Origin of the sequence: Vibrio sp. 2092 (assembly GCF_033339635.1) — a bacterium.
Classification (GTDB): Bacteria; Pseudomonadota; Gammaproteobacteria; order Enterobacterales; family Vibrionaceae; genus Vibrio; species Vibrio alginolyticus.
The window spans coordinates 415,900-440,304 of sequence record NZ_JAWOUY010000003.1 but is presented as its reverse complement, the minus strand read 5'-3'; the positions used below and the strand labels follow the sequence as shown (position 1 = coordinate 440,304).

Here is a 24,405-nt window from a genome sequence, read left to right as displayed (position 1 = left end):
ATCGGTTTACATGATGCAAAGTATGGCGAATAAACGTCTACATAATATGCAATACAAACTTATTGATTGGATGCAAAATAGAATTCCGGTTTTCTCTTAAATTGCGGTTTTTCTCATCGGTATAATCTGCAATAATGCAGCCTTCGTCACACAAAAATAAGCCAACATGACACTAGAAAATGAAGCTCTAACCTTGAAAAAACGCTTTCGTGGTTATTTCCCTGTGGTAGTAGACGTTGAGACCGCTGGTTTCAATGCTCAAACTGATGCACTTTTAGAAATCTGTGCCGTTACGTTGAAAATGGACGAACATGGCGTGTTGCATCCGGCCTCCACCATTCATTTTCATGTGGAGCCATTTGAAGGCGCTAACTTAGAAAAAGAAGCGCTTGAATTCAATGGTATTCGTGACCCTTTCAGCCCTCTTCGTGGTGCTGTTTCTGAGCAAGAGGCGCTAAAGGAAATTTATAAGCTTATTCGCAAAGAACAAAAAGCCGCAGATTGCTCACGTGCAATTATGGTTGCTCATAACGCAGCATTCGACTTGGGTTTTGTAAATGCAGCAAATGAACGCTGTAAACTAAAAAGAGTCCCTTTTCATCCCTTTGCTACTTTTGATACGGCTACATTAAGTGGCCTTGCTTATGGCCAAACAGTTCTCGCTAAAGCATGCAAAACAGCCGGGATGGAATTTGATAACCGTGAAGCACACTCTGCGCTTTACGATACACAAAAAACAGCAGAATTATTCTGCGGTATTGTCAACAAATGGAAGGCCCTCGGCGGTTGGCCGCTTGTCGACGAAGAATAATAAGTAAACACAACATATTAGGAAAAGTATGAATCCTGTCGTTATATCAGTGTGCGTCATGCTCGTGTTAGCATTGATGCGCGTAAACGTGGTGGTTGCCCTCACGTTTAGTGCCATCGTAGGCGGCCTAGTCGCAGGCATGAGCCTTGGGGATACGGTTGCCGCATTTGAAAGTGGTCTAGGTGGCGGTGCAACTATCGCGCTAAGCTACGCCATGTTAGGTACTTTCGCTGTTGCCATCTCGAAATCAGGCATCACGGATCTACTGGCCAAAAGTGTTATCAAGCGCTTAAATGGTAAAGAAAACTCCGCTTCCACTACTGGCTTAAAGTACGCCGTGTTGGTGGCGTTAGTGCTTGTCACGATGTCATCTCAGAACGTAATTCCGGTCCATATCGCCTTTATTCCAATTTTGATTCCACCTCTTTTGGGCGTATTCGCGAAACTTAAGCTCGACCGACGTTTGGTCGCGTGTGTTCTTACCTTCGGTTTGATCACACCTTACATGATCTTACCTGTTGGTTTCGGCGGTATTTTCTTAAACAACATTCTATTAAAGAACCTACATGACAACGGTTTGGAAAACGTGGTTGCAAGCCAAGTCCCAACCGCCATGTTACTGCCAGGTGCAGGCATGCTGTTTGGTCTATTACTGGCTATCTTTGTTAGCTATCGTAAACCGCGTGTCTACAAAGAAACTGAGTTGACTGTCGTTGACGAAACCGATCATGTCATCAATAAAAAGCACATCTTAGTTGCGGCACTTGGTATTGTCGCTGCATTGGGTGTTCAGCTTTACACGGGTTCAATGATTATCGGTGCTCTAGCTGGCTTTATGGTGTTTACTTTCGGCGGCGTTATTGCATGGAAAGAGACGCACGACGTGTTCACTAAAGGTGTACACATGATGGCAATGATTGGCTTCATCATGATTGCAGCGGCAGGTTTTGCAGCAGTAATGAAGCAAACTGGCGGTGTTGAAACACTAGTACAATCGCTATCAACCAGCATCGGTGACAATAAGCCTTTAGCTGCACTACTGATGCTGATCGTTGGTCTGTTGGTAACAATGGGCATTGGTTCATCGTTCTCTACGATTCCAATCCTTGCAACTATCTATGTGCCTCTTGCGCTAGCATTCGGCTTCTCGCCGATGGCAACGATTGCACTGGTAGGTACTGCGGCTGCGTTAGGTGATGCAGGCTCTCCAGCTTCTGACTCTACATTAGGCCCTACATCTGGTCTAAATGCCGACGGTCAACATGAGCACATTTGGGAAACAGTCGTTCCAACCTTTATCCATTACAATATCCCTCTAATCATCTTTGGTTGGATTGCAGCAATGGTGCTTTAATACTATTGTTTGGATGGATATACATTTAGTTACGAAAAAGCCGCTCAATGAGCGGCTTTTTGTTATTCATAACTGTGGTTATTGCGCTGGCATATTGTCAATAATACGCTCACGCATCAGCTTCAAGGTTGGTTCTGTCGACAGGTAATCGATGGCAATCGGAAAATAAGCGTCGTTAATTTTAAGAACCAAGCTAGGGTAAGAGCTCACACCTAGGCTCTTTGCAAGGCTCAATTGATCTTCGAACACACCTTCTAAGAAAGAGCCATCCATGTCATTCTTGAATTGCTGAACATTCAAGCCAATTTCTCTCGCTAGTTGCAAGTGAGTGGCTTCTTCATGAGGAGGCATCGCACGTAAGTAATACGCATGCTGAATCGCTTCTAGCATCTGCTCATAAGAATCTTGAAAGCCCGCTGCAATAACCGCACGACAAGATTGGTAAGTGCTTCTTACTGGCGTACAAAGCTTCCAGAAATCGTAGTTAAACTTAGTGCCTAACTGGCGCTCAATCTGCTTCCAAATACCTTCGAGTTTTTGTTGCATCTCGGGCGGCATCGGTAAATTAGTATCTGGCGCAAGACCACCAACCACATACTCAAACTGAATCACACCTGGCAGTTGCTGTTTTAGTTTATCCAGCGTTGGTTTGTAACCCCAACACCAACTGCACATTGGGTCATGCACGTAGTAAAGCTTTATGTTCATTCCACTAACCTAAAAAGAAAAAGGAGCCAGTACGGCTCCTTCGTATTCTATCGCTAAATGTGAGTATTTACGAATTACTCAGCTTGATCTTCAGCGCGCGCTGCTGCTTCTTTGATTAGAGGCTGCAGTTCACCTTTTTGGAACATTTCTAGAATAATGTCACAACCGCCGATAAGCTCACCTTCAACCCATAGTTGAGGGAAAGTTGGCCATTGCGCGTACTTTGGTAACTCAGCACGGATATCTGGGTTTTGCAGAATGTCTACGTAAGCGAACTTCTCACCACATGCCATTAGTGCCTGTGACGCTTGAGAAGAGAAACCACAGCTAGGTAGTTTCGGTGATCCTTTCATGTACAGCAGGATTGAGTTTTCAGAGATCTGCTGTTTGATTTTGTCGATAGTTTCCATCGCTTCCTCATTCATGGGTTTGAACTTTATTTATTTGCCACATTCTACTCAATAACGACAGAATAAAAACCATATAATTAATAAGGCTTAATTTTAGGTTGCTCATTGGCGAGCAATGCAGCACTTCACCACTGCTAACCTCTTAAAATATTTTCATATCGGGGTTTTAATAAAGTAAAAACTTGCTAAAATACTTAGCAAGTCAGCCTTAAAGGCGACATAGCTATAAAAAAACACTGGAAGCAATCGAAAGGTCATCCTTTCAAATCAATGGAGAATCGAGTAATGGCATTTGAACTACCAGCTCTTCCTTACGCGAAAGACGCACTAGAACCACACATCTCAGCAGAGACTCTAGACTACCACCACGGTAAGCACCACAACACTTACGTTGTTAAGCTTAACGGTCTTATCCCTGGTACTGAGTTCGAAGGCAAAACTCTAGAAGAGATCATCAAGACTTCTACTGGTGGCGTATTCAACAACGCAGCGCAAATCTGGAACCACACGTTCTACTGGCACTGTCTTGCTCCAAATGCGGGCGGCGAGCCAACTGGCGCAGTTGCAGACGCAATCAACGCAGCATTCGGTTCTTTTGAAGAATTCAAAGCGAAGTTTACTGATTCAGCAATCAACAACTTCGGTTCTTCATGGACTTGGCTTGTTAAGAAAGCTGATGGCTCTCTAGAGATCGTTAACACTTCTAACGCTGCTACTCCTCTAACAGAAGAAGGTACAACACCACTTCTAACTGTTGACCTATGGGAACACGCGTACTACATCGATTACCGCAACGTACGTCCTGATTACATGAACGGCTTCTGGGCTCTAGTAAACTGGGACTTCGTAGCTGAGAACCTAGCGAAGTAATATACTTCCCCCTAAGTTCAATTTAGTCTTATTCAAAAGCTCGCTATTTAGCGGGCTTTTTTGTTTCGCCTTCCCTAGCACCTTTAAATAATTCCCTCTTTTACTAAAGTTCTTCTTATCCACGCCGTTAAAAGAGCATCGAGCGAGGAACATCATGCAAATTAATACGTTAGACAAAGCTGCAATTATCAACGAACTTCAGTTCGGTAATGGTATTAACCATGCCGTACACGACGGTCGTCGTGCGGATTTCTCGCTGATTCTGTCTATGTTCTCTAATGATGTTCGCGATGTGGTCCCAGTTGAAGAGGTCCAGGAAGTCATCACCAGTGACAGCATTCTTCGCCAACAATTGGGTTTATCGCAACCTCAAGCTCTTCGTTCTGATAGCAGCAGCTATGAACTCGCAGCTGAACAAGCGAAACAGTTTCACGATGCAGGATTGCCTTCCGCAAAGCTGAGCCATTACCTAAAACCAGATGCGCTGACTTACCTGCCTGAAGACACATTCAACCTACCAGAGGAGGTTTATCACAACTTATCTGGTCATGAGCGACGCAGATTGGGCGAACGCAACAAACAACTCATCCCAGATGCTGGGCTATATAATCAGCTAGTGACGGCTCAACGTCAGCATCAAATTCAAGCTAAAGCATAGAGATCCGCTTTTTATCCAATAGCTTGCAATACCTACACGTCAGAAATGTGACATCTTACAAATTACCGCACAATAGTCCTCACTCGAAAGCGTTAGTTTGAAGCCTTTCACACTGAACCCAACGAATTTCAACCATGCTATTAGCACAAACCACTGGTGTATTGTTTTTCACATATGGATACAGTGAAGGTGCTATGGATATCAAAGAATCAATTATTCTCGTCACGTCTGCAGGCTCGGTTATAGGAAGAACCTGCGCAAATCACTTTGCTCACCTTGGAGCAACGTTGATTCTTTGTGACCAAAATTCTAGCGCTTTGAGAGCGAGCTATGAGCAAATCAGCGCTTTCACTGACAAAGTGTATGCGATGAATGTGTGTAGTGATAACACAACGTCCATTAACTTATTGTTTGACCAGATAGAATCACAGCTACGTGCGACACCAGATGTGATTGTTAATTGCTGGACCAGCTCTCCTATGCCTGGTTTAATGGCGCCAGAACCAATGAGTACTTACATTGATCACTTGTCGTCTGCGGCACGCTTCCTTTATACCTACGGCCAAGTAGGAGCAGAGCGCTTTCGAGCCAGAAACAAGAAAGGCGTCATTGTTAACGTCATTTCTCATGACAACCATGAAGACTTTACGGGAGTTGAAAGCATGGCGGCGTTGGTGTCAGGTTTTACTCACAGCTGGGCAAAAGAACTCACACCATTCAACATTCGAGTGGGCGGCGTTATTCCCTCGGTAAATCATACAAAAGAAGAGCTCAACGAGAGGCACTGGGCTGAGATCCAAGACGAACTAGTCCGCAACACAGCATACATCGTCGCGAATGAATACTTCAGTGGCCGAGTAGTTGCGACCGAAGTGTAAGCATACACAGCAACTCTGTTTTCCCAAGCCAGATGTAACTCCTGCACCAAAATAAAAAAAGCCCCAGTCATTTGACTGGGGCTTTAACCTTTTCCCGATTAAGGTTCCGTGCTAGCGAAAACCTTGCTCACTCGATTTTTTAATTACGCGTCAGCTTTTTCTTTCTTTGCTTTAGGTGCTGCTTTTGCTGCTTCTTGGTCTGCTTTCTTCTTGATAACAGTTGTACCTTCGAAAGTTTCGCCTTCAACAAATGCTTTACCGTAGTAAGAAGCCATCAACACATCTTTAAGTTCGCTGATTAGAGGGTAACGTGGGTTCGCACCAGTACATTGGTCATCGAACGCTTCTACCGCTAGCTCATCCAGTTTCGCTACGAAATCTGATTCAGCAACACCTGCCGCTTGGATAGACATTGGGATGTCTAGGTTAACTTTTAGTTCATCCAACCATGCTAGTAGACGTTCAATCTTCTGAGCAGTACGGTCTCCTTCTTGGCTTAGGCCTAGGTGGTCAGCAACTTCAGCGTAACGACGACGTGCTTGTGGACGGTCGTATTGAGAGAACGCAGTTTGTTTAGTTGGATTGTCGTTCGCGTTGTAACGTACCACGTTAGAGATAAGTAGTGCGTTAGCTAGGCCGTGTGGCAAGTGGAACTCAGCACCCAGTTTGTGAGCCATTGAGTGACAAACACCTAGGAATGCGTTCGCAAATGCAACACCAGCGATAGTAGCTGCGTTGTGTACTTTCTCACGAGCGATTGGGTCATTTGCACCGTTCGCATAGCTTGATGGTAGGTACTCTTTTAGCATCTTAAGTGCTTGAAGAGCTTGGCCATCTGAGTATTCGTTAGCAAGAACAGAAACGTAAGCTTCTAGAGCGTGAGTTACTGCATCATAACCACCAAATGCTGTTAGAGACTTAGGCATGTTCATTACTAGGTTCGCATCAACGATTGCCATGTTTGGCGTGATTTCGTAGTCAGCTAGTGGGTATTTAGCACCAGTCTTGTCGTCAGTAACAACCGCGAATGGAGTAACTTCTGAGCCAGTACCTGAAGTTGTAGTGATACATACAAGCTCAGCTTTTTTACCCATTTTAGGGAACTTGTAGATACGTTTACGGATGTCCATAAAGCGCATTGCTAGTTCTTCAAAGTGAGTTTCTGGGTGTTCGTACATTACCCACATGATTTTCGCTGCATCCATTGGTGAACCACCGCCTAGCGCTAGGATAACGTCAGGTTGGTAGCTAGCCATTTGAGCCGCACCTTTTTCTACTACAGACAGTGTTGGGTCAGCTTCAACATCGAAGAATGTTTGAACTTCCATGCCTTGAGCTTTTAGTAGGCTTACTACGTCATCTGCATAACCGTTGTTGAATAGGAAACGGTCAGTTACTAGGAATGCACGTTTCTTACCTTCTAGGTCGCCCAGTGCGATTGGAAGGCTACCACGACGGAAGTAGATTGACTTAGGTAGTTTATGCCACAACATGTTTTCAGCTCGCTTCGCTACAGTTTTCTTGTTGATTAGGTGTTTAGGACCTACGTTCTCAGAGATAGAGTTACCACCCCAAGAACCACAACCTAGCGTTAGAGATGGCGCAACGTTGAAGTTGTACAAGTCACCGATACCGCCGTGAGTAGTCGGGATGTTGATTAGGATACGAGCTGTCTTCATCTTGTCACCGAAGTAACGGATACGGTCAGCGTTAGTATCTTGGTTAGTGTAAAGACCAGATGTGTGGCCGATACCACCAATCTCAACCATAGTTACCGCTTGAGCAACCGCGTCTTCGAAGTTGTCAGCACGGAATAGACCTAGAGTTGGAGATAGTTTCTCGTGAGCGAATGCGTCATCGTGAGATACTTTGCCCAGACCTTCACCAACAAGAACTTTAGTGTCTGCTGGAACTTTAACGCCTGCCATTTCAGCGATTGCTGCTGCTGGCTGACCTACGATTTTCGCGTTTAGCGCACCATCGATAAGAAGCACTTTACGAACTTTATCAGCTTCTGCTTTGCTTAGGACATACGCTTTGTGAGAAGCAAAGCGCTCTTTCACTTCGTCGTATACTTCGTCTACTACGATTGCAGCTTGCTCAGAAGCACATACTACACCGTTGTCGAAAGTCTTAGACATAAGGATAGAAGCAACAGCACGTTTGATGTCTGCTGTTTCATCGATAACAACAGGAACGTTACCTGCACCTACACCGATTGCTGGCTTACCAGAAGAGTAAGCGGCTTTAACCATGCCTGGACCACCAGTTGCAAGGATAAGCGCGATGTCATCGTGTTTCATTAGAGCGTTTGAAAGCTCAACAGAAGGCTGGTCAATCCAACCGATGATGTCTTTTGGTGCGCCTGCTGCTACTGCTGCATCTAGAACGAGTTTAGCTGCATCGTTAGTTGAGTTTTTCGCACGTGGATGTGGTGAGAAGATGATACCGTTACGAGTCTTCAAAGAGATTAGAGATTTGAAGATCGCTGTAGATGTTGGGTTAGTCGTTGGTACGATACCGCAGATGATGCCTACAGGCTCAGCGATAGTCATAGTACCTAGGTTGTCATCCTCTTCTAAGATGCCACACGTTTGTTCGTCTTTGTATTTGTTGTAGATAAACTCAGAAGCAAAGTGGTTCTTGATTACTTTATCTTCAACAATACCCATACCAGATTCTTCTACCGCTTGTTGAGCTAGCGGGATACGGGCCTGGTTAGCTGCAAGCGATGCTGCACGAAAGATTTTATCTACTTGCTCTTGAGAGTAAGTAGCGAACTCTTCTTGCGCTTTCTTAACGCGAGCAACCATTGCATCTAGTTCAGCCATATTAGTTACAGGCATAGGGAATCTCCTAAAATTAACAAATATTAAAAACTTTTTACTAAGGCTATTACTTATCGTTTTTACTGTTTATCAGTCACTTAGAAAACAAACGTCTTAGTAAATTGCTTTCAGGACTGAGTATAATATTTCAGAGTGTGAAAAAAATTGACTTGGATCAGTTCTCACCACCTAAATACTACCAAAGTGGTGCCTCATCACACCAAAATGACATAAATCACTGATAAACAAATAAATTAACTTTCATTTTTTATTGAGTAAAAAAGAAGCAAATGGACAAATAAATAAAAGAAACTACAACAACCTGTAAAAAAGTTTCATTTTTGACCAACAAAATTACATGTAGGCCCAATTCTTTGTGCTACTGAGAGTATATCGAACCGAATACATCTCTCTACAAACCACCTTGGTTTTTATCAAAAATGTGCGAATGTTAACGTTTATGTAAAACAGTGCAATTTATCAGCAACTTTATACGTAACATTTCCTTCCCAGATTAGATACAGTTTATTAAAGAATTAGTTTTTCTCACTTAAATGGCAGGGAATGCGTTAGTTTTTTTCATTTCTTACAACCTAACTTTTGCCTTACATTACGCCCAAATTACCCCTTCTCCTTTTCACTAATGTGAACTTTGATGAGTACGCAACATGCAAACTTTTGAACTTGCTATCTTCTTGCAGTTTTTTCTCGGTTTGGTCGCCGCAGTAAACCCTGTTGGTATCATGCCTGTGTTTGTGTCACTAACCGGGCATATGACTCCAGACGAAAAGCGCAATACGGCAACAACAGCAAATGTGGCTGTTGCGATCATCCTGATCATTTCGCTTTTTGCTGGTCAGTTACTGTTAGACATGTTCAGTATTTCTCTGGATTCGTTTCGTGTCGCTGGCGGGTTGCTATTACTTAGCATCGCATTCTCGATGATGAGCGGTAAACTGGGGGAAGATAAGCAGAACAAACAAGAGAAAACGGAATACGTCAGTCGTGAACAGATTGGTGTGGTCCCTCTTGCAATGCCTTTAATGGCAGGTCCTGGTGCAATCAGTTCGACTATTGTTTATGGTGCACGCTACCCAAGCATGTTCGATACCGTGGGCATTAGTATTACGATTGGTTTGTTCTGCCTTTGTTCATGGCTATTGTTCCGCTCTGCCCCATTGATCGTACGATTTTTAGGTCAAACTGGAATCAACGTCATTACTCGTATCATGGGTTTGATATTGGGCGCGCTTGGCATAGAGTTCATTGCGAATGGCTTACGCAACTTATTTCCAGGATTAGCCTGAGTTTCTATAAAATTGTATGATAGAGCGATTCAACAATGGATCGCTTTGTCATGACGACTGACTCTCTTAAACATACTCTATATGTCACCATTTTTGGTACTCATACCAAAGCTGGTAAAACGTTCGATATTGCTCTCATTATCGCGATCATCAGTTCGTTAATCGTACTGGTGTTAGATTCGATACCCTCCGTTCGGGCCGAGTGGGAAAAAGAGCTGAAGTTTATTGAATACACATTTACTGGCCTATTCACGATTGAATACCTTCTAAGGCTTTATTGCTCTCCTAAACCTGCCGCCTACGCAAAGAGTTTTTATGGTGTCGTCGATTTACTTGCGATTTTGCCCACTTATTTAGCACTCTTCTTCCCATCCGCTTCGTTTATGGGTGTGATCAGGGCGCTGCGAGTGATGCGAATATTCCGCATACTCAAGTTAGTCCGATACCTCCAAGAGTCCAATATCCTCTTACGTTCACTGCTTATGGCGCGCAGAAAGATTTTTATCTTCTTTAGCTCCGTCGCCATTATGGTAACGATTTTCGGCTCATTGATTTTTATCATTGAAGGGCCTGAAAACGGATTTACTAGCATTCCTAAAAGTATTTATTGGGCGATCGTGACCATCACAACGGTTGGGTATGGTGACTTGGTCCCTCAAACAGACCTAGGTAAAGGGCTTGCATCACTCACCATGTTACTGGGTTATTCCATTTTGGCGGTACCTACAGGTATTTTCACTGCCGAACTGCACCAAGAGATGCAATCGCACAAAGTATTGGTGAAATGCCCAAACTGCTCCCACGCAGGGCACGACTCTGACGCAATTTACTGTAAACATTGTGGTAGTGAACTGGCCGATCCAGACAAAAGAGTCGTTCGAACGGAAGACGACGCATGAAAAAAGAGCTCCCTAAGGAGCTCTTTTATTTTGTCATCAAATAAAGGATTGATGTGATTATGCTTTCTCAGACAGAATAATTCGCAGAGTACGACGCAATGGCTCCGCAGCACCCCAAAGCAGTTGGTCACCAACAGTGAAAGCATTTAGGAAATCATCACCCATTGCCATCTTACGTAGACGACCCACTGGTACAGACATTGTGCCCGTAACTTTTGCCGGCGTTAGCTCTTGAGCAGTGATGTCACGGTCGTTAGGAATCACTTTCACCCAATCGTTATGAGTGGCGATGATTTCTTCGATTTCGTCCATTGGTACATTTTGTTTAAGCTTGATAGTAAGTGCTTGAGAGTGACAACGCATCGCGCCAATACGCACACAAGTACCGTCAATTGGAACAGGTGAACTTTGAGAACCCAAAATTTTATTCGCCTCGGCGCCCGCTTTCCACTCTTCTTTACTCTGACCATTATCGCGCTTCACATCGATCCATGGGATCAACGAACCAGCTAGTGGCACACCGAATTTATCGGTAGGGAAAGAGCCGCTGCGCATTGTATCCGCGACTTTCTTATCGATATCTAGGATAGAGCTTGATGGGTTTGCAAGTTCAGAGCTAACAGAGTCATTGATAACGCCCATTTGCGAGATCAATTCACGCATATTTTGCGCACCAGCACCAGATGCGGCTTGGTAAGTCATTGCGCTTGTCCACTCAACAAGGCCTTTCTCAAATAGACCACCTAGCCCCATTAGCATTAAACTAACCGTACAGTTACCACCGACAAATGTGTTCGTGCCACCGTGGATGCCTTGTTGGATTTGCTTTAAGTTCACTGGATCAAGTGTGATGATCGAATCTTCAGCCATACGTAGCGTAGAGGCCGCATCAATCCAGTAGCCTTTCCAACCAGCCTGACGAAGTGCAGGGAAAACTTTTTCTGTGTAGCTACCACCTTGACAGGTGATTACCGCATCAAGCTGTTTTAAGCTTTCAATATCATACGCGTCTTGCAGTAAGCCTGCGTCTTTTCCTAAGTTAGGAGCAGGAATACCAACTTGAGAAGTACTGTAGAATACTGGTTCGATTAGGTCGAAGTCTTTCTCTTCAACCATACGCTGCATAAGGACTGAACCAACCATACCGCGCCAACCAACTAAACCAACTCTCATCGTATTAACTCTCCATGTATTAAAAAACCTACCCCATAGTTAATTTTTCACAGCAAAATCTCAACCCCTATTTTGTAAATAAGCGCGTTTTTTAACCTTTTCCTCTGAAAAACCGGGTTACACGAGATTTTTTAGTGTTTGGTTTGCGGTTTTAACCATTTTTCAAGTAGGGAAAGCACTTTAGTCCCCTAATTGGTCTTACCACTCAATGAGAAAATAACACATGAAGCACAATAATTTCACATTACACAACATTTAAAACCAAAAAAGTTAAAACAAACTAACAGTTAATTTCACAAGCAAACGTTTTTACCGACGAACATCAAGATAAAACACCAAATGTTCGAAATATAATTTTTGTTAATGTATGTTATGCGCGATTACAACAAGGAGCGCCTTCCTCTATTGCTCCAAGATTGACAGAGGCACATATGAAGCAAGTTACACCACGCCTACCAAGCTTGATACAGGTATTTATCTCGCTCGGTTTATTTCTCCTGCTGGCATTTTCGTTCACAGCCAAGCTAGACCTACCGATTCAGCTAGCGCTATACATAGGTTGGTTCATTGTCATGATATTGGGCATAAAGCTTGGCCATCAGTATAAAGATCTGGAAAAAGCAGCACTAAATGGCATTTCCAATGGACTTGGAGCCGTTTTAATCCTTTTGGCCGTTGGCGCGCTTGTAGGTACTTGGATCTCTGGTGGTATTGTTCCAACCATTATTTACTACGGCCTTAAAGCAATCCACCCTTCCATCTTTTTGCTCGCGACCATGATCATCTGTTCATTGACTGCGCTAGCGACTGGCACATCTTGGGGTGCGGCTGGCACGGCAGGTATTGCAATGATGGGTATCGGTCAAGGTCTTGGTGTTCCTGCGCCAATCACTGCAGGTGCCGTACTGTCAGGCTGTTACTTTGGTGACAAAATGTCGCCTCTATCGGATTCAGTAATCCTTGCTTCATCTATGTCTAACGTTGAAGTGATGGAACATATTAAAGGCATGTTGCCGATAGCACTCATTAGCTACATTATTACAGGCATTATGTTTACTGCATTTGGCTTCCACTACGCAGGTCAAGTTGACATGAGCCAGGTAGACTCTGTCATTAAAGCGATGGAACAGCAGTTCTACATCACCCCTTACTCATTTGTTCCTGTGATCATCGTATTGTCACTTCTAGCGATGCGTATGCCTTCATTCCCAGTGATCAGTTTTGGTTCTCTGCTAGGTATTATTTGGGCAGTGATGATCCAAGATGTCGATTTCCTAACCGCGTTCAACACGGCTTGGGCTCCGTTTGCAATCTCATCTGGCGTAGATTTCATTGACTCAATCCTTAACCGTGGCGGCATGTCTTCAATGCTTGGGTCGGTAGCGGTTATCGTATTCGGCCTTGGTTTTGGCGGTCTACTAGATAAAGTAGGCGTGCTAGAGACTATCGCGAAGCTGTTTGAAAAACGCGTTCAAAGTGCAGGTTCATTGGCAACAAGCACAATTGGTACGGCCTTTATGGGCAACGTATTTGGTTCAGCGATGTACGTTTCACTTATTCTGACCCCAAAAATCTGTGCGAAGAACTATGACCGTCTAGGCTACAAACGTAAGAATTTGTCTCGTAACGCAGAATTTGGCGGCACGCTAACCTCAGGTATGGTCCCTTGGAGTGACAACGGTATCTACATGGCCAGTATTTTGGGTGTTGCTACACTGTCTTATGCCCCGTTCATGTGGCTGAGTTTTGTATGTATCATCGTAACGATCTTCACTTCTTACATGGGTTGGTTTGTTGATAAGTGCGAACCAACAGCAGAAGCAGTTGAAGAAGCTGAAGGCGAATTAAAGCAGCAAACCGCTTAACTTCGCAGAGATAGGAAGAACCTCCCTTCCGAATTCAATACTAAAAAAGAGCGCTTTAAAGCGCTCTTTTTTTATTTCCAAAACAAATCGTTAGCTTTGTTTGACTGGCGTTTTCACGGCTGCACGCTTCCCAAACCAATAGCCCAATCCAAGCGGTGCAAAGAATATAACGGCAATGAACAGAATAAAGTAGATGATGGTACTTTTGACAAGTTCAATCAGCTTAGTCATGGCGAGATTCACAACCTCTTGCGACACTCGATCCATATCTTGAGCAAACTTCTCGCGCTCATGGGTAATGATCTGTGCGATTTCTTGGCGCTCTCTGGCAACCATCAGCTCTATAGCTTGGCGTTCTTCACCCAACTGAGATAAACGCGCCTCCGTCCTTTGATCGATATCGTCAACCAAAGGTTGTAACTCCAGCGCCATTTGTTCTGCCAAATAACGCATGTACTCTGGGTTGTTATCGATAAAATCCCTCATCGAATCAGCGGTAACTTGCAAACTATTGAGCGCCGCATTGACTTTTTCGATGCTGGCAGAGCTATTCAAGGCCAACAACTGCGCTTTCCACGTCATTATTTTTGGTGTCTGTTCTGATACCAGACTTAGACGATCAGAGACATCCCCAAGTGCTTCTGGCATCGTGCCTAACGTTGTAACGGCTTCCTCTTCGCTAATTTGGTTTGCATCTAACCACTTACGGTAAGCCGGAGTCCTAATCATGCTTAAATCAGCGAATGGATGCTGCTTGGCGAACTCTGCAACAAACGTTTGTGTCTTGATGTATGCTTCTTTCTTCAATAAAGATTGAGCCAGTTTATCTACCTCTTTCGCTAAATAAACGGAAACTAACTTGGCCTCATCAGACGCAAAGAGCTCATTACCAGAAGCGGTAGTAAAGAACTGTTCCATTTGTAGCGTGAAAGTCCATGTATCAATCAGTGCAGCCATTGGGGACACTTGATACGCAGAAGCTTGGATGCCTTCTTCAGCATTTATCTTCCAAAGTAAAATATAAGATTGATGAACTTTATCATGAGGCTCATATTGTTCGTGTAGTGCATCTGCTGCTTGCTCAACCTGAGCAAAAAACTGCTGCGCATACTCACGAGTCAAAAGACGCATATTGAGCTCTTGTTTGGTAAGAGGGACGGTTTGACTCTCGATCTTGACTTCGAGCAGGGAGCACCCTGAAAGCATCATAACCAGCCCTATCAACATCATTGAAGACATTCGGCGAACGGACATGAAAACACCTTTAACAAATTGTATAGAACGGGAATAAAGCGAACTAAGTCATATAGTTCGAGCCTTTATTACCTCAACTCTTATGACATTAAGTCAGAGCAATATCAATCTGTTAGCGCTTCTGTTATCTTTTCACTATTGAGAACATTATTAGCAAAAAGTATGGTTTGTTTTAGGACATCATCTAAACATGCCAACTTCTCTTCCGGCACTTTTTGCCCTTGTTTAATCAACAGTTCAATATCACCCGAAATACAGTGCAATGGCATTGCACCTAAACTCCCTGAGACCCCTTTAAGACTGTGTGCGGCTCTTTGCGCTTGCTCTTTATCCTCTTCTAACAGCTGATACATTTTAGTGCCATCGCCAGAGTGATCCTGAATAAAGACCTCCAGTAACATCCGCACAGCGCCCTCGTCACCAGACAGAGAATCTAACATTTTATTGATATCTATGTACGGCTCACGTTCCACTACTTCCACTTGTGATGAATTCACCTCATTACAACTTTCTTCGTTCATTTGGACGTTTTGAAAATTTTCAGACTGAGCTGAGGGAACAGCGTTAGCTCCATTTTCATCATCGCCAACTTGCTCTGACTTTTTATCATCGGTTCTGGGTAGTGGTATCGGTTGAGTCGTTTTTGGGGAGAAGGCTCCCCATGAAATGAGGAAAAGGAGCAAACCACTGATTACAGACAACCAAACAATAAAAGTCATTAGCTTCTGTTCCAACTGATCATTTATCGAAGTTAACTGGTTCGGGAAATCTGGATTAAGCAGTTGATTGGATAAATAACTGCCCTGTGCCTGAGCAGATAGTGCGCTTGAGGTTTGAGCAAGCTGGCGATGAAGAGCACTTCGCTCTTCGGGAGAGAGCGTCTCTGATTCAATAAAAAGTCGGTCTAAGTCACGGTAAGTATCGCTATTCGTTGCAGAGTCACTAAAGACAGACTCAAAAACAAGCGCACCTAAGCGATAGTACATTGCCTGAATTTGCTCAGAGTTTTCTGTTCGAGCACGGCTGCTTCGTAACTGTTCTGCTAACGAAACCAATTCACTGTCACTTCTCACAAAAGCTCGAGCACTTTCTAAAAATCGGTCGGTCGTATAAAGCAATTGAGTGATATCTGGTGTGATTTTCCCTTCAGAAAACTCACTTTCAAGCTGTAAGCGAACTGCATAAGCCAACTGAAGTTTCAGTGAAATTTGGTCGACGTGTTTAACACGGTAAGGCAGATCGAAGTTAAAAAAGTGCCTGACTTCTTCAACTTTACTTCCTAACTCATTTACAGTCGAAATCGTTTGAATCGTTTGTTTGGCTTGCAGCCAAATGCCAAGTGCTAAAACACACCACAAAACGAACCAGAACCAAACAAACCGCCGTATTCCTTCTTTTAGCTTCAGCAACACTTGCCCCTCGCATATCTCCATTAATTACAAGCATATACTATGGATGTTTCTTATTCACATAAAAAAAGAGAGCCGTTTGCTCTCTTTATTTAACGATATGATTTTAATTGCGACTTAACTGATCTTTTAGATTTGGAGGCGTCCCTTTAATCGTTAAGGTATCCGTCTCTGGATCATAAAAAATACGCTCGCCAAGTAAGAGACTATCGAAGCTAATATTCAAACCACCACCAGCTCCAACAAATTTAGTCAGTTTGCGAACCGTCGCACGATCACCTGGGAAAGACTCTTCAAGCTCGTACCCTTGCTCTTTGGTGAAATCCATAAAGCTCGTGCCATCTTGGCTTTGAGGAAGCTCTCCGGAAAGCTCTGAGATTTGAACCTCATCACCGGATTTAATTTGCTCATTGCAGTAGTCGTAAACTTGTTTCTTGTACTCGTTCACTTCTTGCTTTTCTAGCTTCGAGTCAGCACAAAAATCATCCACCGCCTGCATCAACACTAAGTTTTGTTGTTTAGTATCTAAGCCAATATCCGCTTGCAGAAAATCTAGGAAGAAGTCCGCCACTTTACGGCCAACGCGTCCTTTAATGTATTGCAGATAACGATTGGATTCCTTGTCGGTCTCGTAGCTCGACAGGTCGATGCGTGCGGCAATATCCATTTTGGTGATATCAAGGTAATCTGTCGCACTGATGTCCAAACCTTCGGTCACTTTTAAACTCTGATTCATTGGTAAGATACCGATGAACAAGTAGTCCGTTGCTAAACTCTGATACTCAGCGAAAACCAAGATACCTTCATCCGCAAATGGGTACTTAATCAACTCTTCTTTCAAGCGATTTGCACTAATTTGTGAGAAGTCGTAAAAATCTCGCTCTCCTTTGCGCATTTCTTGAAGCCAAAATTGAAATTCGCTGTCTGACTGGAAAGCGCCAAAACCTTTACCAGCTTTAGAATGGAATACTCGGTGAAGCTCAGCGACTAAGTTTTCTGTAGATGCATCGTTCTCTAATGATGCTGGACGAAAGTTTACAACCAGCTCGTCCTGATCGTTTTTGCACAGTTGATGCAGAATAACGTTTGAAAGATGAAGACTCATAGTGATTTTATCTTGCTACAAGGTTTTAGTTGATGGGCATTGTAGGTTATCATAAGCCGCTTTTACTATCATTATTAGAGTCTTTATGCCGATTACATCTAAATATACTGACGAGCAAGTAGAAAAAATTCTTGCTGAAGTAGCAACAGTTCTTGAAAAACACGCTGCTTCTCCTGAGTTGACGCTAATGATTGCCGGAAATATCGCAACCAATGTCTTAAATCAACGTGTTGCTGCTTCACAACGCAAAGCGATTGCTGAAAAATTTGCTCAGGCGCTGATGTCTTCTTTAGAAACACCAAAAACACACTAATCACGGACAATAGAACACATACATGGTAGACAGCGGAAACTCATACGGCGAACGTGTATCTCGACTAGTTGGTTGGGGTCACTGGTTTGCATTCTTCAATATCGTTGCTTCGATGTTGATAGGCACACGCTACATTGTTCAGTCTCCTTGGCCCGAGACGTTACTTGGTCAGTTTTATCTGGCGGTTTCTTGGGTTGGTCACTTTGGCTTTCTAGTTTTCGCACTTTACTTGCTTGTTCTATTCCCGTTGACGTTTATCCTGCCATCGCGGAAATTGTTCCGTTTGGTGGCAGTGATTTTCGCAACCGTTGGGCAAACCATATTATTAATTGATACCCAAGCGTATCAGTCGATCAATTTGCACTTAACTCCCGTTGTCTGGGAGTTACTATTCAGCGAAGACAAAAGTGCGCTCAGCACTGACCTACAACATTTATTTGTTGTGATGCCGCTGATCTTCCTTATTCAACTCGCACTATCCGAATGGGTATGGCGAAAACAGCGCAAACTATCTCATAAGCACGTAGGACGCCCTCTCGCGGCCGTCTTTTTCCTCAGCTTTATGACCAGCCATTTGGTTTACATTTGGGCAGATGCGTATTTTTACAACCCAATTACTAGCCAGCGTTCAAACTTCCCTTTGTCTTACCCGATGACGGCGAAGAGTTTTATGGAAAAACATGGTCTACTTGACCGTGAGGAATACCTAAAACGTTTGGCAGAAAACGAAGGCAACGTAGAGTTAGTCAACTACCCTCTTGAAAAGCTTGAGTTTAACCGCCGAGTTAATAAGCTCAATGTGTTGATGATCAGCATAAACAATTTACGAGCGGATGCGCTGAACCAAGAAGAGATGCCTAACCTCTATGAGTTTGCTGAAAACAATCAGAACTTCCGTAATCATTACAGCTCAAGTAATGATACATACGGGGCCTTTGGTTTGTTCTATGGCTTACCGACCAGTTATGCATCAAGCATCAAGGCGCAAGGTGCTTCCCCAGTATTGCTCGATGTACTGAAAGATCAGGGCTACAACTTTGGTTTATTCAGTGGCAGTGGGTTTGAAGATGATCTCTACTCAGAAATTATTTTCCGCGACTTGAACTTAGCGGAAGACCTAGATGGCACGCAAGCTCATACCGATAAACAATCTATCGCAAACTGGAATACATGGTTAGCAGAGAAAGCAAGTCAGCCATGGTTTAGTTACATCGAAGTCACCACCGTTGATAATTTTGAATCGATTCCTTCAAATAATGACGAAGAAATGCCTGCAAGTGAGCGATTCAAAAAAGCTTATGAATATGCAGTGAAGTCGGCGGATAGAACTATCGCCGGTATTATTGATGAACTGGAAACGACGGGACAACTGACAAACACCATCGTAATCATCACTTCTAATCACGGTAGTGAATTTAACGAAACCAATACGAACAGCTGGGGAGCAAACAGCAACTACAGCCGTTATCAATTACAAGTTCCGATGGTGATCCATTGGCCTGGAATGCTGGCTGGCGAATTTAATCACAGCACAAGTCACTTGGACCTCTCAGTTACACTGTTGCAAGATATGCTCGGCGTATCTTCCAACCCATATGATTACAGTAGTGGTCGCAACCTATTCGATGAAAGTCGTCGTCGCTGGATCTTGGCGGGCGATACTCGCGAGCTTGCCTTAATTACTAGCTCGCAAACCACAGTGATCGATAAGTTTGGCAACTACAAGCTGTATGACAAAAACTACAAACGACTTCGAGATGATGCACCGAAGTTGCCAGTTTTGATGCAAGGTTTAACTGAGTTACAGCGTTTTTATTCTAAAAACGATTAATACCTAGCAATCCATATACTATTCAAACTCCCCTTTTTGGGGAGTTTTTGTTTATTTAAACAACACAAACCACAAATTTGCGCAGTATAAACATCCAATCAGTTCAACTAGGGGTTTACAATATTTTCAAAGCCTTATATTATGCGCCTTAACAACGGAGAGATGGCTGAGTGGTTGAAAGCACCGGTCTTGAAAACCGGCATACGTTAATAGCGTATCTAGGGTTCAAATCCCTATCTCTCCGCCACTTTTAGAAAAAGCCCGCTAAGAAATTAGCGGGCTTTTTCGCATCTCCAGACTTAAAAAGATTTGTACAAATCGCTTATCACTTCTTGAACGCAACTAAGCACTCCGCCACACTCAGAAAGAACCCACAAAAAATTAATGCCCTTTTCGTTCGTTCCAGTGTTGAATCAATTTGATATTTACGTCTAGTTGTATCTACTCATCAATAAAGACTTCTTTAGCGGCATTGATAAGCTGCAAATGAATTGGGACGAGGTCAGCATGATTCGTTCGATATCCACCTCCAACGACAGCTGCGACAGGGATACCTCGAGATTTCATTGTTTGCATTAAAAATCTATCACGTTCTAAAATCCCTTGCGTCGACACATCAAAATATCCAAGCTCATCGTCCTGATGTATATCGACACCAGCATCGTAGATAACTAAATCAGGGCGATGAAGATTAAGTGCCATATCGACCACTTCTTTAAACGCCATTAAAAAATCCTCATCACCTGTTCCTCGCACCAAAGGCACATCTAGGTCAGACTGAGGCTTCCTCGCTGGAAAGTTTTTATCACAGTGGAAAGAAAGCGTGATGATATCTGGCTCATCGTCACATAAAGTTGCTGTTCCATCCCCATGGTGAACATCACTATCAATGATCAATACTTTATCGACATGCTCGACTTCGAGCGCTTGCCTGGCCGCGATCACTAAGTCATTAAATAAACAAAAACCACTGCCAAACTCTTTGTGTGCGTGGTGATACCCACCACTCAAATGAATGGCCACACCGTACTCAAGTGCCTTTTTTGCGGTCAGAGCCGTGCCCGCTGCTGAAGTTAGCGTTCTGGTAATGAGAGACTCACTCCAAGGAAAACCTATTCGGCGCATCTTCGCAGCTGGCATGTTTCCACTAACAAGTAACTCGACGTATTCCTCGTCATGAACACGTTTTACTTCCCCAACAGTTAATGCTTCGGGCTGGAAAAACTGCGCGTGCTCTTTCCAGTTATCTTTCTCTATGTGCACCAATACCGATTCATAGAGGTACTGGTATTTCATAATTGGGTAACGATGCCCCTCTGGCAACTCAAGTTGAGAATAAATCGGGTGGTAGATAAATGGCAGCATGAGAAATTCTTAATAACAATGGTAACGAAATAGTATCAACTTCAAGGGTTGAATAAAATGCAATTTAATTGATAATGATTTTCAATATCAATTAAATTTAATATACATATGAATTCTACTTTCTTTGCTATTCTCGGCGCACTGTTTGGCTCTCTTTGTGCTCTGTCCCTATTTTCATCTCTCGTTGTTGGTGCGTGGTGGTTGGTTGATTTTATTGTGCTTAGCTAACACAATGACTTTCAACTGAAATCAAAAAAACATAGGTGTTTGTATGAGTCAAACCGTCTTTATTACCGGAGCAAATCGCGGCATTGGCCTTAGCTTAACTGAGCTGTACCTGAAGCAAGGCCACCAAGTACATGCTACTAGCCGTTCCTTAGAGAACAGTTCAGAACTACAAACTCTAGCCTCACAATTCAGCAATCTGGTTTTGCACGAACTGGATGTCACTCACTACGAACAAGTCGCTAAGCTTGCCGATAAACTCCCTGCCATCGACTTACTCATCAATAATGCAGGATATTACGGCCCCAAGGGATATGGCTTTGGAAACACTGACGTAGAAGCATGGCGTAAAGTCTTCGAAGTAAACACCATTGCTCCGTTAAAACTGGTTGAGTACTGTTACCCTCGCTTACAACAAGGCAAGATGAAAAAGATTGCTTGTATCTCATCAAAAGTCGGCAGTATGACCGAAAATACGTCCGGCGGCGGCTATATTTATCGCTCATCGAAAGCGGCGCTTAACTCGGTTGTGAAAAGCTTGAGTAATGATTTAACACCTGAAGGATTTACCGTTTTAGCGCTTCACCCTGGTTGGGTAAAAACGGCGATGGGCGGGCCAAATGCTTTGATAGATACGCAAACCTCCGCGCTAGGCCTAGCGAACGTGATAGAACTGAGCACACCGCAGCTTTCTGGTCGATTTATTAACTACGATGGTACTGAGTTACCTTGGTAGCAGCATTAAGACACAACCATCACTAAACCAAATACCATCAAAGCCAGGCTTCATAATCGTGACTTGGTTGGCAAACATAATGTTCATCAGTGATCCACCAGCATAATTCGCGCAATCTAACTTGAATTTATCTACATCCAATCCAGACTTAGGAAAAAGTAGAACAAATAAGGAGAAAGCACGATGGCAGCAGATAGGGATTTGGTTAATTTTAGCGAAGAGCACGAACTAAATTACTGCTTGAGAAGTGCTGGTAAACGCCAAACTCAAGCGAATCGAGATACATTAGTTGACTTGGGCAACCAGGTGAAAGAGGTACTGGACAAACGCGTGTTAACTCAAGGTGAAGTAAGAGGCGCGATCCAAAACCACGGTGATCTGTTCGAGTAATCTATTTTCAAGCATGCGCGGAGTTTAATTACGCCGCGCTTGTCCTATGCCTGCTTACCTTTGGTTGCACGAGATTTAGTCGCGCCACCATTCTTTGAATAACTGCGCTTTTTACGTTTAAACGCAGGACGTTCCACCTTGGGTAGATGACGTAATGAATCAGGGATAGGCCCTGCTTTTACTTGTGCCATCAAGCTATCAACGCGTTGTTCCAGTGCTTGCATGAACGGCTGATATGCTTGATTTCTCTCTGCCATACCTTGTAACTGGTGCTCCCAATGAGCCGTCATATCAGGGTATGTTGAATCTTCTGGCAAGGCATGAATGAGACCTCTTCCCGCAGGAGAACTGAGAATTGACTTACCTTGACGCGTAAGCAGTTGGCGTTTGAACAGCGTGTCCAAAATACCAGCGCGAGTCGCTTCCGTGCCTAGCCCATCAGTGTCACGAAGGATTTTTTTCAGTTCTTTATCCGCAACGTAACGGGCGATCCCGGTCATCGCTTGCAACAACGATGCCTCGGTAAAATGCTTTGGTGGCTCGGTTTTTCGGTCTTTTATCTCCCCTTCACGACAAGTTAACACGGTGCCTTCGGGTAGCGGTGGCACGGCATCAATACCTTCATCTTCCTTGTCAGTTTTGCCCATTAGCGCTTTCCAACCCGGCGAAACTAACTGACGACCTTTCGCGACAAACGTACCACCAGCGATATCGAAAACCAATTTCGCTTCTGCGTAAACCGCCGCCGGATAGAACTGCATGAGGTACTGGCGCGCAATCAATTGATACACTCTCATCTCATTGCCGGAAAGCGCATTCACATTAGCTTGCTTCGGTGTAGGGATAATCGCATGGTGCGCATCCACTTTTTTATCGTTCCAGGCTTTGGACTTTAATGTTAAGTCTGCTCCCTGAACGGCAACTTGCAACTCTTTTGCGTTATTCGCAATAGCAGTTGTCACCATCCCTGCTTGTGAGTAGTGTTCCATTGGTAAATAGCGACAATCTGAACGCGGGTAAGTGATCAGCTTGTGCTTTTCATACAATGCCTGACAAGTATCTAGTACTTGTTGCGCACTCATACCATAGCGCTTCGCGGCATCGATCTGTAAAGCAGATAACGAATAGGGTAATGGTGCTGATTGCTTGGTTTGCTTTTGTTCCGACTCTGTCACTTTTGCGGGTTGATTTGCAATACGGTTTGCAACATTTTCCACCAACTTACGGTTTAATACTCGACCTTCTTCGTCCTGCCAAGGCTTGCATGCCTCACTTGGCTTCCAACGAGCACGAATATCAAAAGTACCATTGGCATCTTGATATGGGATCAGAGCATGTAGGGTAAAATAGTCCTTCGGGACAAAGTTTTCGATTTCTTCATCACGACGCACCACTAAGCCAAGAACTGGCGTTTGTACTCGCCCTACCGAGAGAACACCTTGATACCCTGCTTTTTGACCAAGCAAGGTATAAGCACGAGACATGTTCATACCATACAGCCAATCAGCCCGAGAGCGGGCCAATGCTGAAACTGAAAGTGGGATAAACTCGCGATTACTGCGCATAGAACTGAGAGCACGTTTAACCGCAGGTAAGTTTAAGTCGGAAATCAACAAACGCTGTGTAGATTCCTTCTTGGTTTTAGATAACTTGCAATAGTCGAGAACTTCATCAACTAACAGCTGACCCTCTCGATCTGGGTCTCCTGCATGAATGACTTCGTTAGCTTCTTTGAGCAATTTACGAATCACTGTTAATTGCTTACTTGCACTTTTCCTCGGTCTGAGCTGCCATTGCTGCGGAACAATTGGTAAATCTGCCATATTCCACTTTTTATAACGCTCATCGTAAGCGTCGGGTTCGACTTGTTCGAGTAAGTGGCCGATACACCAAGTAACGATATCCCCGTTCCCACAGCGGATGAATCCTTGATCTTTCTTTTGAGGGTTTGGCAGTGCAGCGGCAATCGCACGGCCTAAACTTGGTTTTTCAGCAATAAACAGACGAGACATAACG

Annotated in this window: 21 protein-coding genes and 1 tRNA gene; 13 read left to right on the top strand and 9 right to left on the bottom strand. The window is 43.8% G+C overall.

Annotated features, from left to right (window positions below):
• Window positions 1-166 precede the first annotated feature (166 nt).
• Window positions 167-811 carry a ribonuclease T gene (gene rnt / locus R7P80_RS08470; RefSeq protein WP_005384888.1) on the top strand — a complete coding sequence of 215 codons (645 nt, stop codon included), beginning with the start codon at window positions 167-169 and terminating at the stop codon, window positions 809-811.
• Between the two features lie 28 nt (window positions 812-839).
• Window positions 840-2,165, top strand: coding sequence for a Na+/H+ antiporter family protein (locus tag R7P80_RS08465; RefSeq protein ID WP_017821192.1), 1,326 nt, complete (start codon window positions 840-842; stop codon window positions 2,163-2,165).
• A gap of 78 nt (window positions 2,166-2,243) precedes the next feature.
• On the opposite strand, the gene R7P80_RS08460 is transcribed toward R7P80_RS08465, so the two are convergent.
• Window positions 2,244-2,873 (bottom strand): DsbA family protein, encoded by a 630-nt coding sequence (locus tag R7P80_RS08460; protein WP_047103466.1) that lies wholly within the window; start codon window positions 2,871-2,873, stop codon window positions 2,244-2,246.
• 74 nt (window positions 2,874-2,947) lie between these two features.
• The gene (locus R7P80_RS08455) at window positions 2,948-3,283 is read right to left on the bottom strand and encodes a Grx4 family monothiol glutaredoxin (protein ID WP_017635833.1); all 336 of its coding nucleotides are present in this window, start codon (window positions 3,281-3,283) and stop codon (window positions 2,948-2,950) included.
• Window positions 3,284-3,568: 285 nt separating this feature from the next.
• On the opposite strand from R7P80_RS08455, the gene sodB reads away from it, so the two are divergent.
• The 3 genes from sodB (at window position 3,569) to R7P80_RS08440 (ending at window position 5,689) form a co-directional block, all read left to right on the top strand.
• The gene (gene sodB, locus R7P80_RS08450) at window positions 3,569-4,153 is read left to right on the top strand and encodes a superoxide dismutase [Fe] (protein WP_005396533.1); all 585 of its coding nucleotides are present in this window, start codon (window positions 3,569-3,571) and stop codon (window positions 4,151-4,153) included.
• A gap of 154 nt (window positions 4,154-4,307) precedes the next feature.
• The gene (locus R7P80_RS08445; RefSeq protein WP_064368679.1) at window positions 4,308-4,811 is read left to right on the top strand and encodes a VC2046/SO_2500 family protein; all 504 of its coding nucleotides are present in this window, start codon (window positions 4,308-4,310) and stop codon (window positions 4,809-4,811) included.
• A gap of 134 nt (window positions 4,812-4,945) precedes the next feature.
• Window positions 4,946-5,689 (top strand): SDR family oxidoreductase, encoded by a 744-nt coding sequence (locus R7P80_RS08440; RefSeq protein WP_005380732.1) that lies wholly within the window; start codon window positions 4,946-4,948, stop codon window positions 5,687-5,689.
• Window positions 5,690-5,832: 143 nt separating this feature from the next.
• Here R7P80_RS08440 and adhE read toward each other — a convergent pair whose 3' ends face one another.
• Window positions 5,833-8,535 carry a bifunctional acetaldehyde-CoA/alcohol dehydrogenase gene (gene adhE / locus R7P80_RS08435; RefSeq protein ID WP_005380731.1) on the bottom strand — a complete coding sequence of 901 codons (2,703 nt, stop codon included), beginning with the start codon at window positions 8,533-8,535 and terminating at the stop codon, window positions 5,833-5,835.
• A 650-nt stretch (window positions 8,536-9,185) separates the two neighbouring features.
• Between adhE and R7P80_RS08430 the strand changes: the two genes are divergently transcribed.
• Both R7P80_RS08430 and R7P80_RS08425 read left to right on the top strand, forming a co-directional pair.
• Window positions 9,186-9,824, top strand: a complete 639-nt coding sequence (locus R7P80_RS08430; RefSeq protein ID WP_005380729.1) for a YchE family NAAT transporter — start codon at window positions 9,186-9,188, stop codon at window positions 9,822-9,824.
• A gap of 35 nt (window positions 9,825-9,859) precedes the next feature.
• Window positions 9,860-10,723: an ion transporter gene (locus R7P80_RS08425; protein ID WP_005380728.1), complete on the top strand. Its 864-nt coding sequence runs from the start codon at window positions 9,860-9,862 to the stop codon at window positions 10,721-10,723.
• 57 nt (window positions 10,724-10,780) lie between these two features.
• Here R7P80_RS08425 and asd read toward each other — a convergent pair whose 3' ends face one another.
• Window positions 10,781-11,896, bottom strand: a complete 1,116-nt coding sequence (asd, locus tag R7P80_RS08420) for an aspartate-semialdehyde dehydrogenase (RefSeq protein WP_005380727.1) — start codon at window positions 11,894-11,896, stop codon at window positions 10,781-10,783.
• Between the two features lie 431 nt (window positions 11,897-12,327).
• Between asd and nhaC the strand changes: the two genes are divergently transcribed.
• Complete coding sequence (gene nhaC, locus R7P80_RS08415) at window positions 12,328-13,761, top strand: Na+/H+ antiporter NhaC (protein ID WP_005380726.1); 1,434 nt, start codon at window positions 12,328-12,330, stop codon at window positions 13,759-13,761.
• Between the two features lie 90 nt (window positions 13,762-13,851).
• Here the strand turns inward: nhaC and R7P80_RS08410 are convergent, their stop codons facing one another.
• The 3 genes from R7P80_RS08410 to yejK all read right to left on the bottom strand — a co-directional run bounded on the left by R7P80_RS08410 (window position 13,852) and on the right by yejK (window position 17,529).
• Window positions 13,852-15,015 (bottom strand): chemotaxis protein, encoded by a 1,164-nt coding sequence (locus R7P80_RS08410; protein ID WP_182039060.1) that lies wholly within the window; start codon window positions 15,013-15,015, stop codon window positions 13,852-13,854.
• 104 nt (window positions 15,016-15,119) lie between these two features.
• On the bottom strand, window positions 15,120-16,448 hold the full coding sequence (locus R7P80_RS08405) for an Hpt domain-containing protein (protein WP_225491488.1): 1,329 nt from the start codon (window positions 16,446-16,448) through the stop codon (window positions 15,120-15,122).
• 82 nt (window positions 16,449-16,530) lie between these two features.
• Window positions 16,531-17,529: a nucleoid-associated protein YejK gene (yejK, locus tag R7P80_RS08400; RefSeq protein WP_005380723.1), complete on the bottom strand. Its 999-nt coding sequence runs from the start codon at window positions 17,527-17,529 to the stop codon at window positions 16,531-16,533.
• Window positions 17,530-17,614: 85 nt separating this feature from the next.
• Between yejK and R7P80_RS08395 the strand changes: the two genes are divergently transcribed.
• The 3 genes from R7P80_RS08395 (at window position 17,615) to R7P80_RS08385 (ending at window position 19,920) form a co-directional block, all read left to right on the top strand.
• A complete protein-coding gene (locus R7P80_RS08395) occupies window positions 17,615-17,842 on the top strand; it encodes a YejL family protein (RefSeq protein ID WP_005380722.1) in 228 nt (75 codons plus the stop codon).
• A gap of 22 nt (window positions 17,843-17,864) precedes the next feature.
• Window positions 17,865-19,673 (top strand): DUF3413 domain-containing protein, encoded by a 1,809-nt coding sequence (locus tag R7P80_RS08390; RefSeq protein WP_005380721.1) that lies wholly within the window; start codon window positions 17,865-17,867, stop codon window positions 19,671-19,673.
• Window positions 19,674-19,829: 156 nt separating this feature from the next.
• A tRNA-Ser gene (locus R7P80_RS08385) sits at window positions 19,830-19,920 on the top strand.
• Window positions 19,921-20,114: 194 nt separating this feature from the next.
• On the opposite strand, the gene R7P80_RS08380 is transcribed toward R7P80_RS08385, so the two are convergent.
• A complete protein-coding gene (locus R7P80_RS08380; protein WP_064368681.1) occupies window positions 20,115-21,038 on the bottom strand; it encodes a histone deacetylase in 924 nt (307 codons plus the stop codon).
• Between the two features lie 271 nt (window positions 21,039-21,309).
• Between R7P80_RS08380 and R7P80_RS08375 the strand changes: the two genes are divergently transcribed.
• Both R7P80_RS08375 and R7P80_RS08370 read left to right on the top strand, forming a co-directional pair.
• A complete protein-coding gene (locus R7P80_RS08375) occupies window positions 21,310-21,999 on the top strand; it encodes an SDR family oxidoreductase (protein WP_054575561.1) in 690 nt (229 codons plus the stop codon).
• A gap of 183 nt (window positions 22,000-22,182) precedes the next feature.
• Window positions 22,183-22,389, top strand: a complete 207-nt coding sequence (locus R7P80_RS08370) for a hypothetical protein (protein ID WP_005380717.1) — start codon at window positions 22,183-22,185, stop codon at window positions 22,387-22,389.
• Between the two features lie 44 nt (window positions 22,390-22,433).
• On the opposite strand, the gene R7P80_RS08365 is transcribed toward R7P80_RS08370, so the two are convergent.
• Window positions 22,434-24,401, bottom strand: a complete 1,968-nt coding sequence (locus R7P80_RS08365) for a DNA topoisomerase III (protein ID WP_225491489.1) — start codon at window positions 24,399-24,401, stop codon at window positions 22,434-22,436.
• Between the last annotated feature and the right edge of the window lie 4 nt (window positions 24,402-24,405).

What these genes read in the sequence shown, in the direction of transcription:
- rnt (WP_005384888.1), top strand. Translation starts at nt 167, where the DNA reads ATGACACTAGAAAATGAAGCTCTAACCTTGAAAAAACGCTTTCGTGGT.
- R7P80_RS08465 (WP_017821192.1), top strand. Translation starts at nt 840, where the DNA reads ATGAATCCTGTCGTTATATCAGTGTGCGTCATGCTCGTGTTAGCATTG.
- R7P80_RS08460 (WP_047103466.1), bottom strand. Translation starts at nt 2,873, where the DNA reads ATGAACATAAAGCTTTACTACGTGCATGACCCAATGTGCAGTTGGTGT.
- R7P80_RS08455 (WP_017635833.1), bottom strand. Translation starts at nt 3,283, where the DNA reads ATGGAAACTATCGACAAAATCAAACAGCAGATCTCTGAAAACTCAATC.
- sodB (WP_005396533.1), top strand. Translation starts at nt 3,569, where the DNA reads ATGGCATTTGAACTACCAGCTCTTCCTTACGCGAAAGACGCACTAGAA.
- R7P80_RS08445 (WP_064368679.1), top strand. Translation starts at nt 4,308, where the DNA reads ATGCAAATTAATACGTTAGACAAAGCTGCAATTATCAACGAACTTCAG.
- R7P80_RS08440 (WP_005380732.1), top strand. Translation starts at nt 4,946, where the DNA reads ATGCTATTAGCACAAACCACTGGTGTATTGTTTTTCACATATGGATAC.
- adhE (WP_005380731.1), bottom strand. Translation starts at nt 8,535, where the DNA reads ATGCCTGTAACTAATATGGCTGAACTAGATGCAATGGTTGCTCGCGTT.
- R7P80_RS08430 (WP_005380729.1), top strand. Translation starts at nt 9,186, where the DNA reads ATGCAAACTTTTGAACTTGCTATCTTCTTGCAGTTTTTTCTCGGTTTG.
- R7P80_RS08425 (WP_005380728.1), top strand. Translation starts at nt 9,860, where the DNA reads ATGGATCGCTTTGTCATGACGACTGACTCTCTTAAACATACTCTATAT.
- asd (WP_005380727.1), bottom strand. Translation starts at nt 11,896, where the DNA reads ATGAGAGTTGGTTTAGTTGGTTGGCGCGGTATGGTTGGTTCAGTCCTT.
- nhaC (WP_005380726.1), top strand. Translation starts at nt 12,328, where the DNA reads ATGAAGCAAGTTACACCACGCCTACCAAGCTTGATACAGGTATTTATC.
- R7P80_RS08410 (WP_182039060.1), bottom strand. Translation starts at nt 15,015, where the DNA reads ATGTCCGTTCGCCGAATGTCTTCAATGATGTTGATAGGGCTGGTTATG.
- R7P80_RS08405 (WP_225491488.1), bottom strand. Translation starts at nt 16,448, where the DNA reads ATGGAGATATGCGAGGGGCAAGTGTTGCTGAAGCTAAAAGAAGGAATA.
- yejK (WP_005380723.1), bottom strand. Translation starts at nt 17,529, where the DNA reads ATGAGTCTTCATCTTTCAAACGTTATTCTGCATCAACTGTGCAAAAAC.
- R7P80_RS08395 (WP_005380722.1), top strand. Translation starts at nt 17,615, where the DNA reads ATGCCGATTACATCTAAATATACTGACGAGCAAGTAGAAAAAATTCTT.
- R7P80_RS08390 (WP_005380721.1), top strand. Translation starts at nt 17,865, where the DNA reads ATGGTAGACAGCGGAAACTCATACGGCGAACGTGTATCTCGACTAGTT.
- R7P80_RS08380 (WP_064368681.1), bottom strand. Translation starts at nt 21,038, where the DNA reads ATGCTGCCATTTATCTACCACCCGATTTATTCTCAACTTGAGTTGCCA.
- R7P80_RS08375 (WP_054575561.1), top strand. Translation starts at nt 21,310, where the DNA reads ATGAGTCAAACCGTCTTTATTACCGGAGCAAATCGCGGCATTGGCCTT.
- R7P80_RS08370 (WP_005380717.1), top strand. Translation starts at nt 22,183, where the DNA reads ATGGCAGCAGATAGGGATTTGGTTAATTTTAGCGAAGAGCACGAACTA.
- R7P80_RS08365 (WP_225491489.1), bottom strand. Translation starts at nt 24,401, where the DNA reads ATGTCTCGTCTGTTTATTGCTGAAAAACCAAGTTTAGGCCGTGCGATT.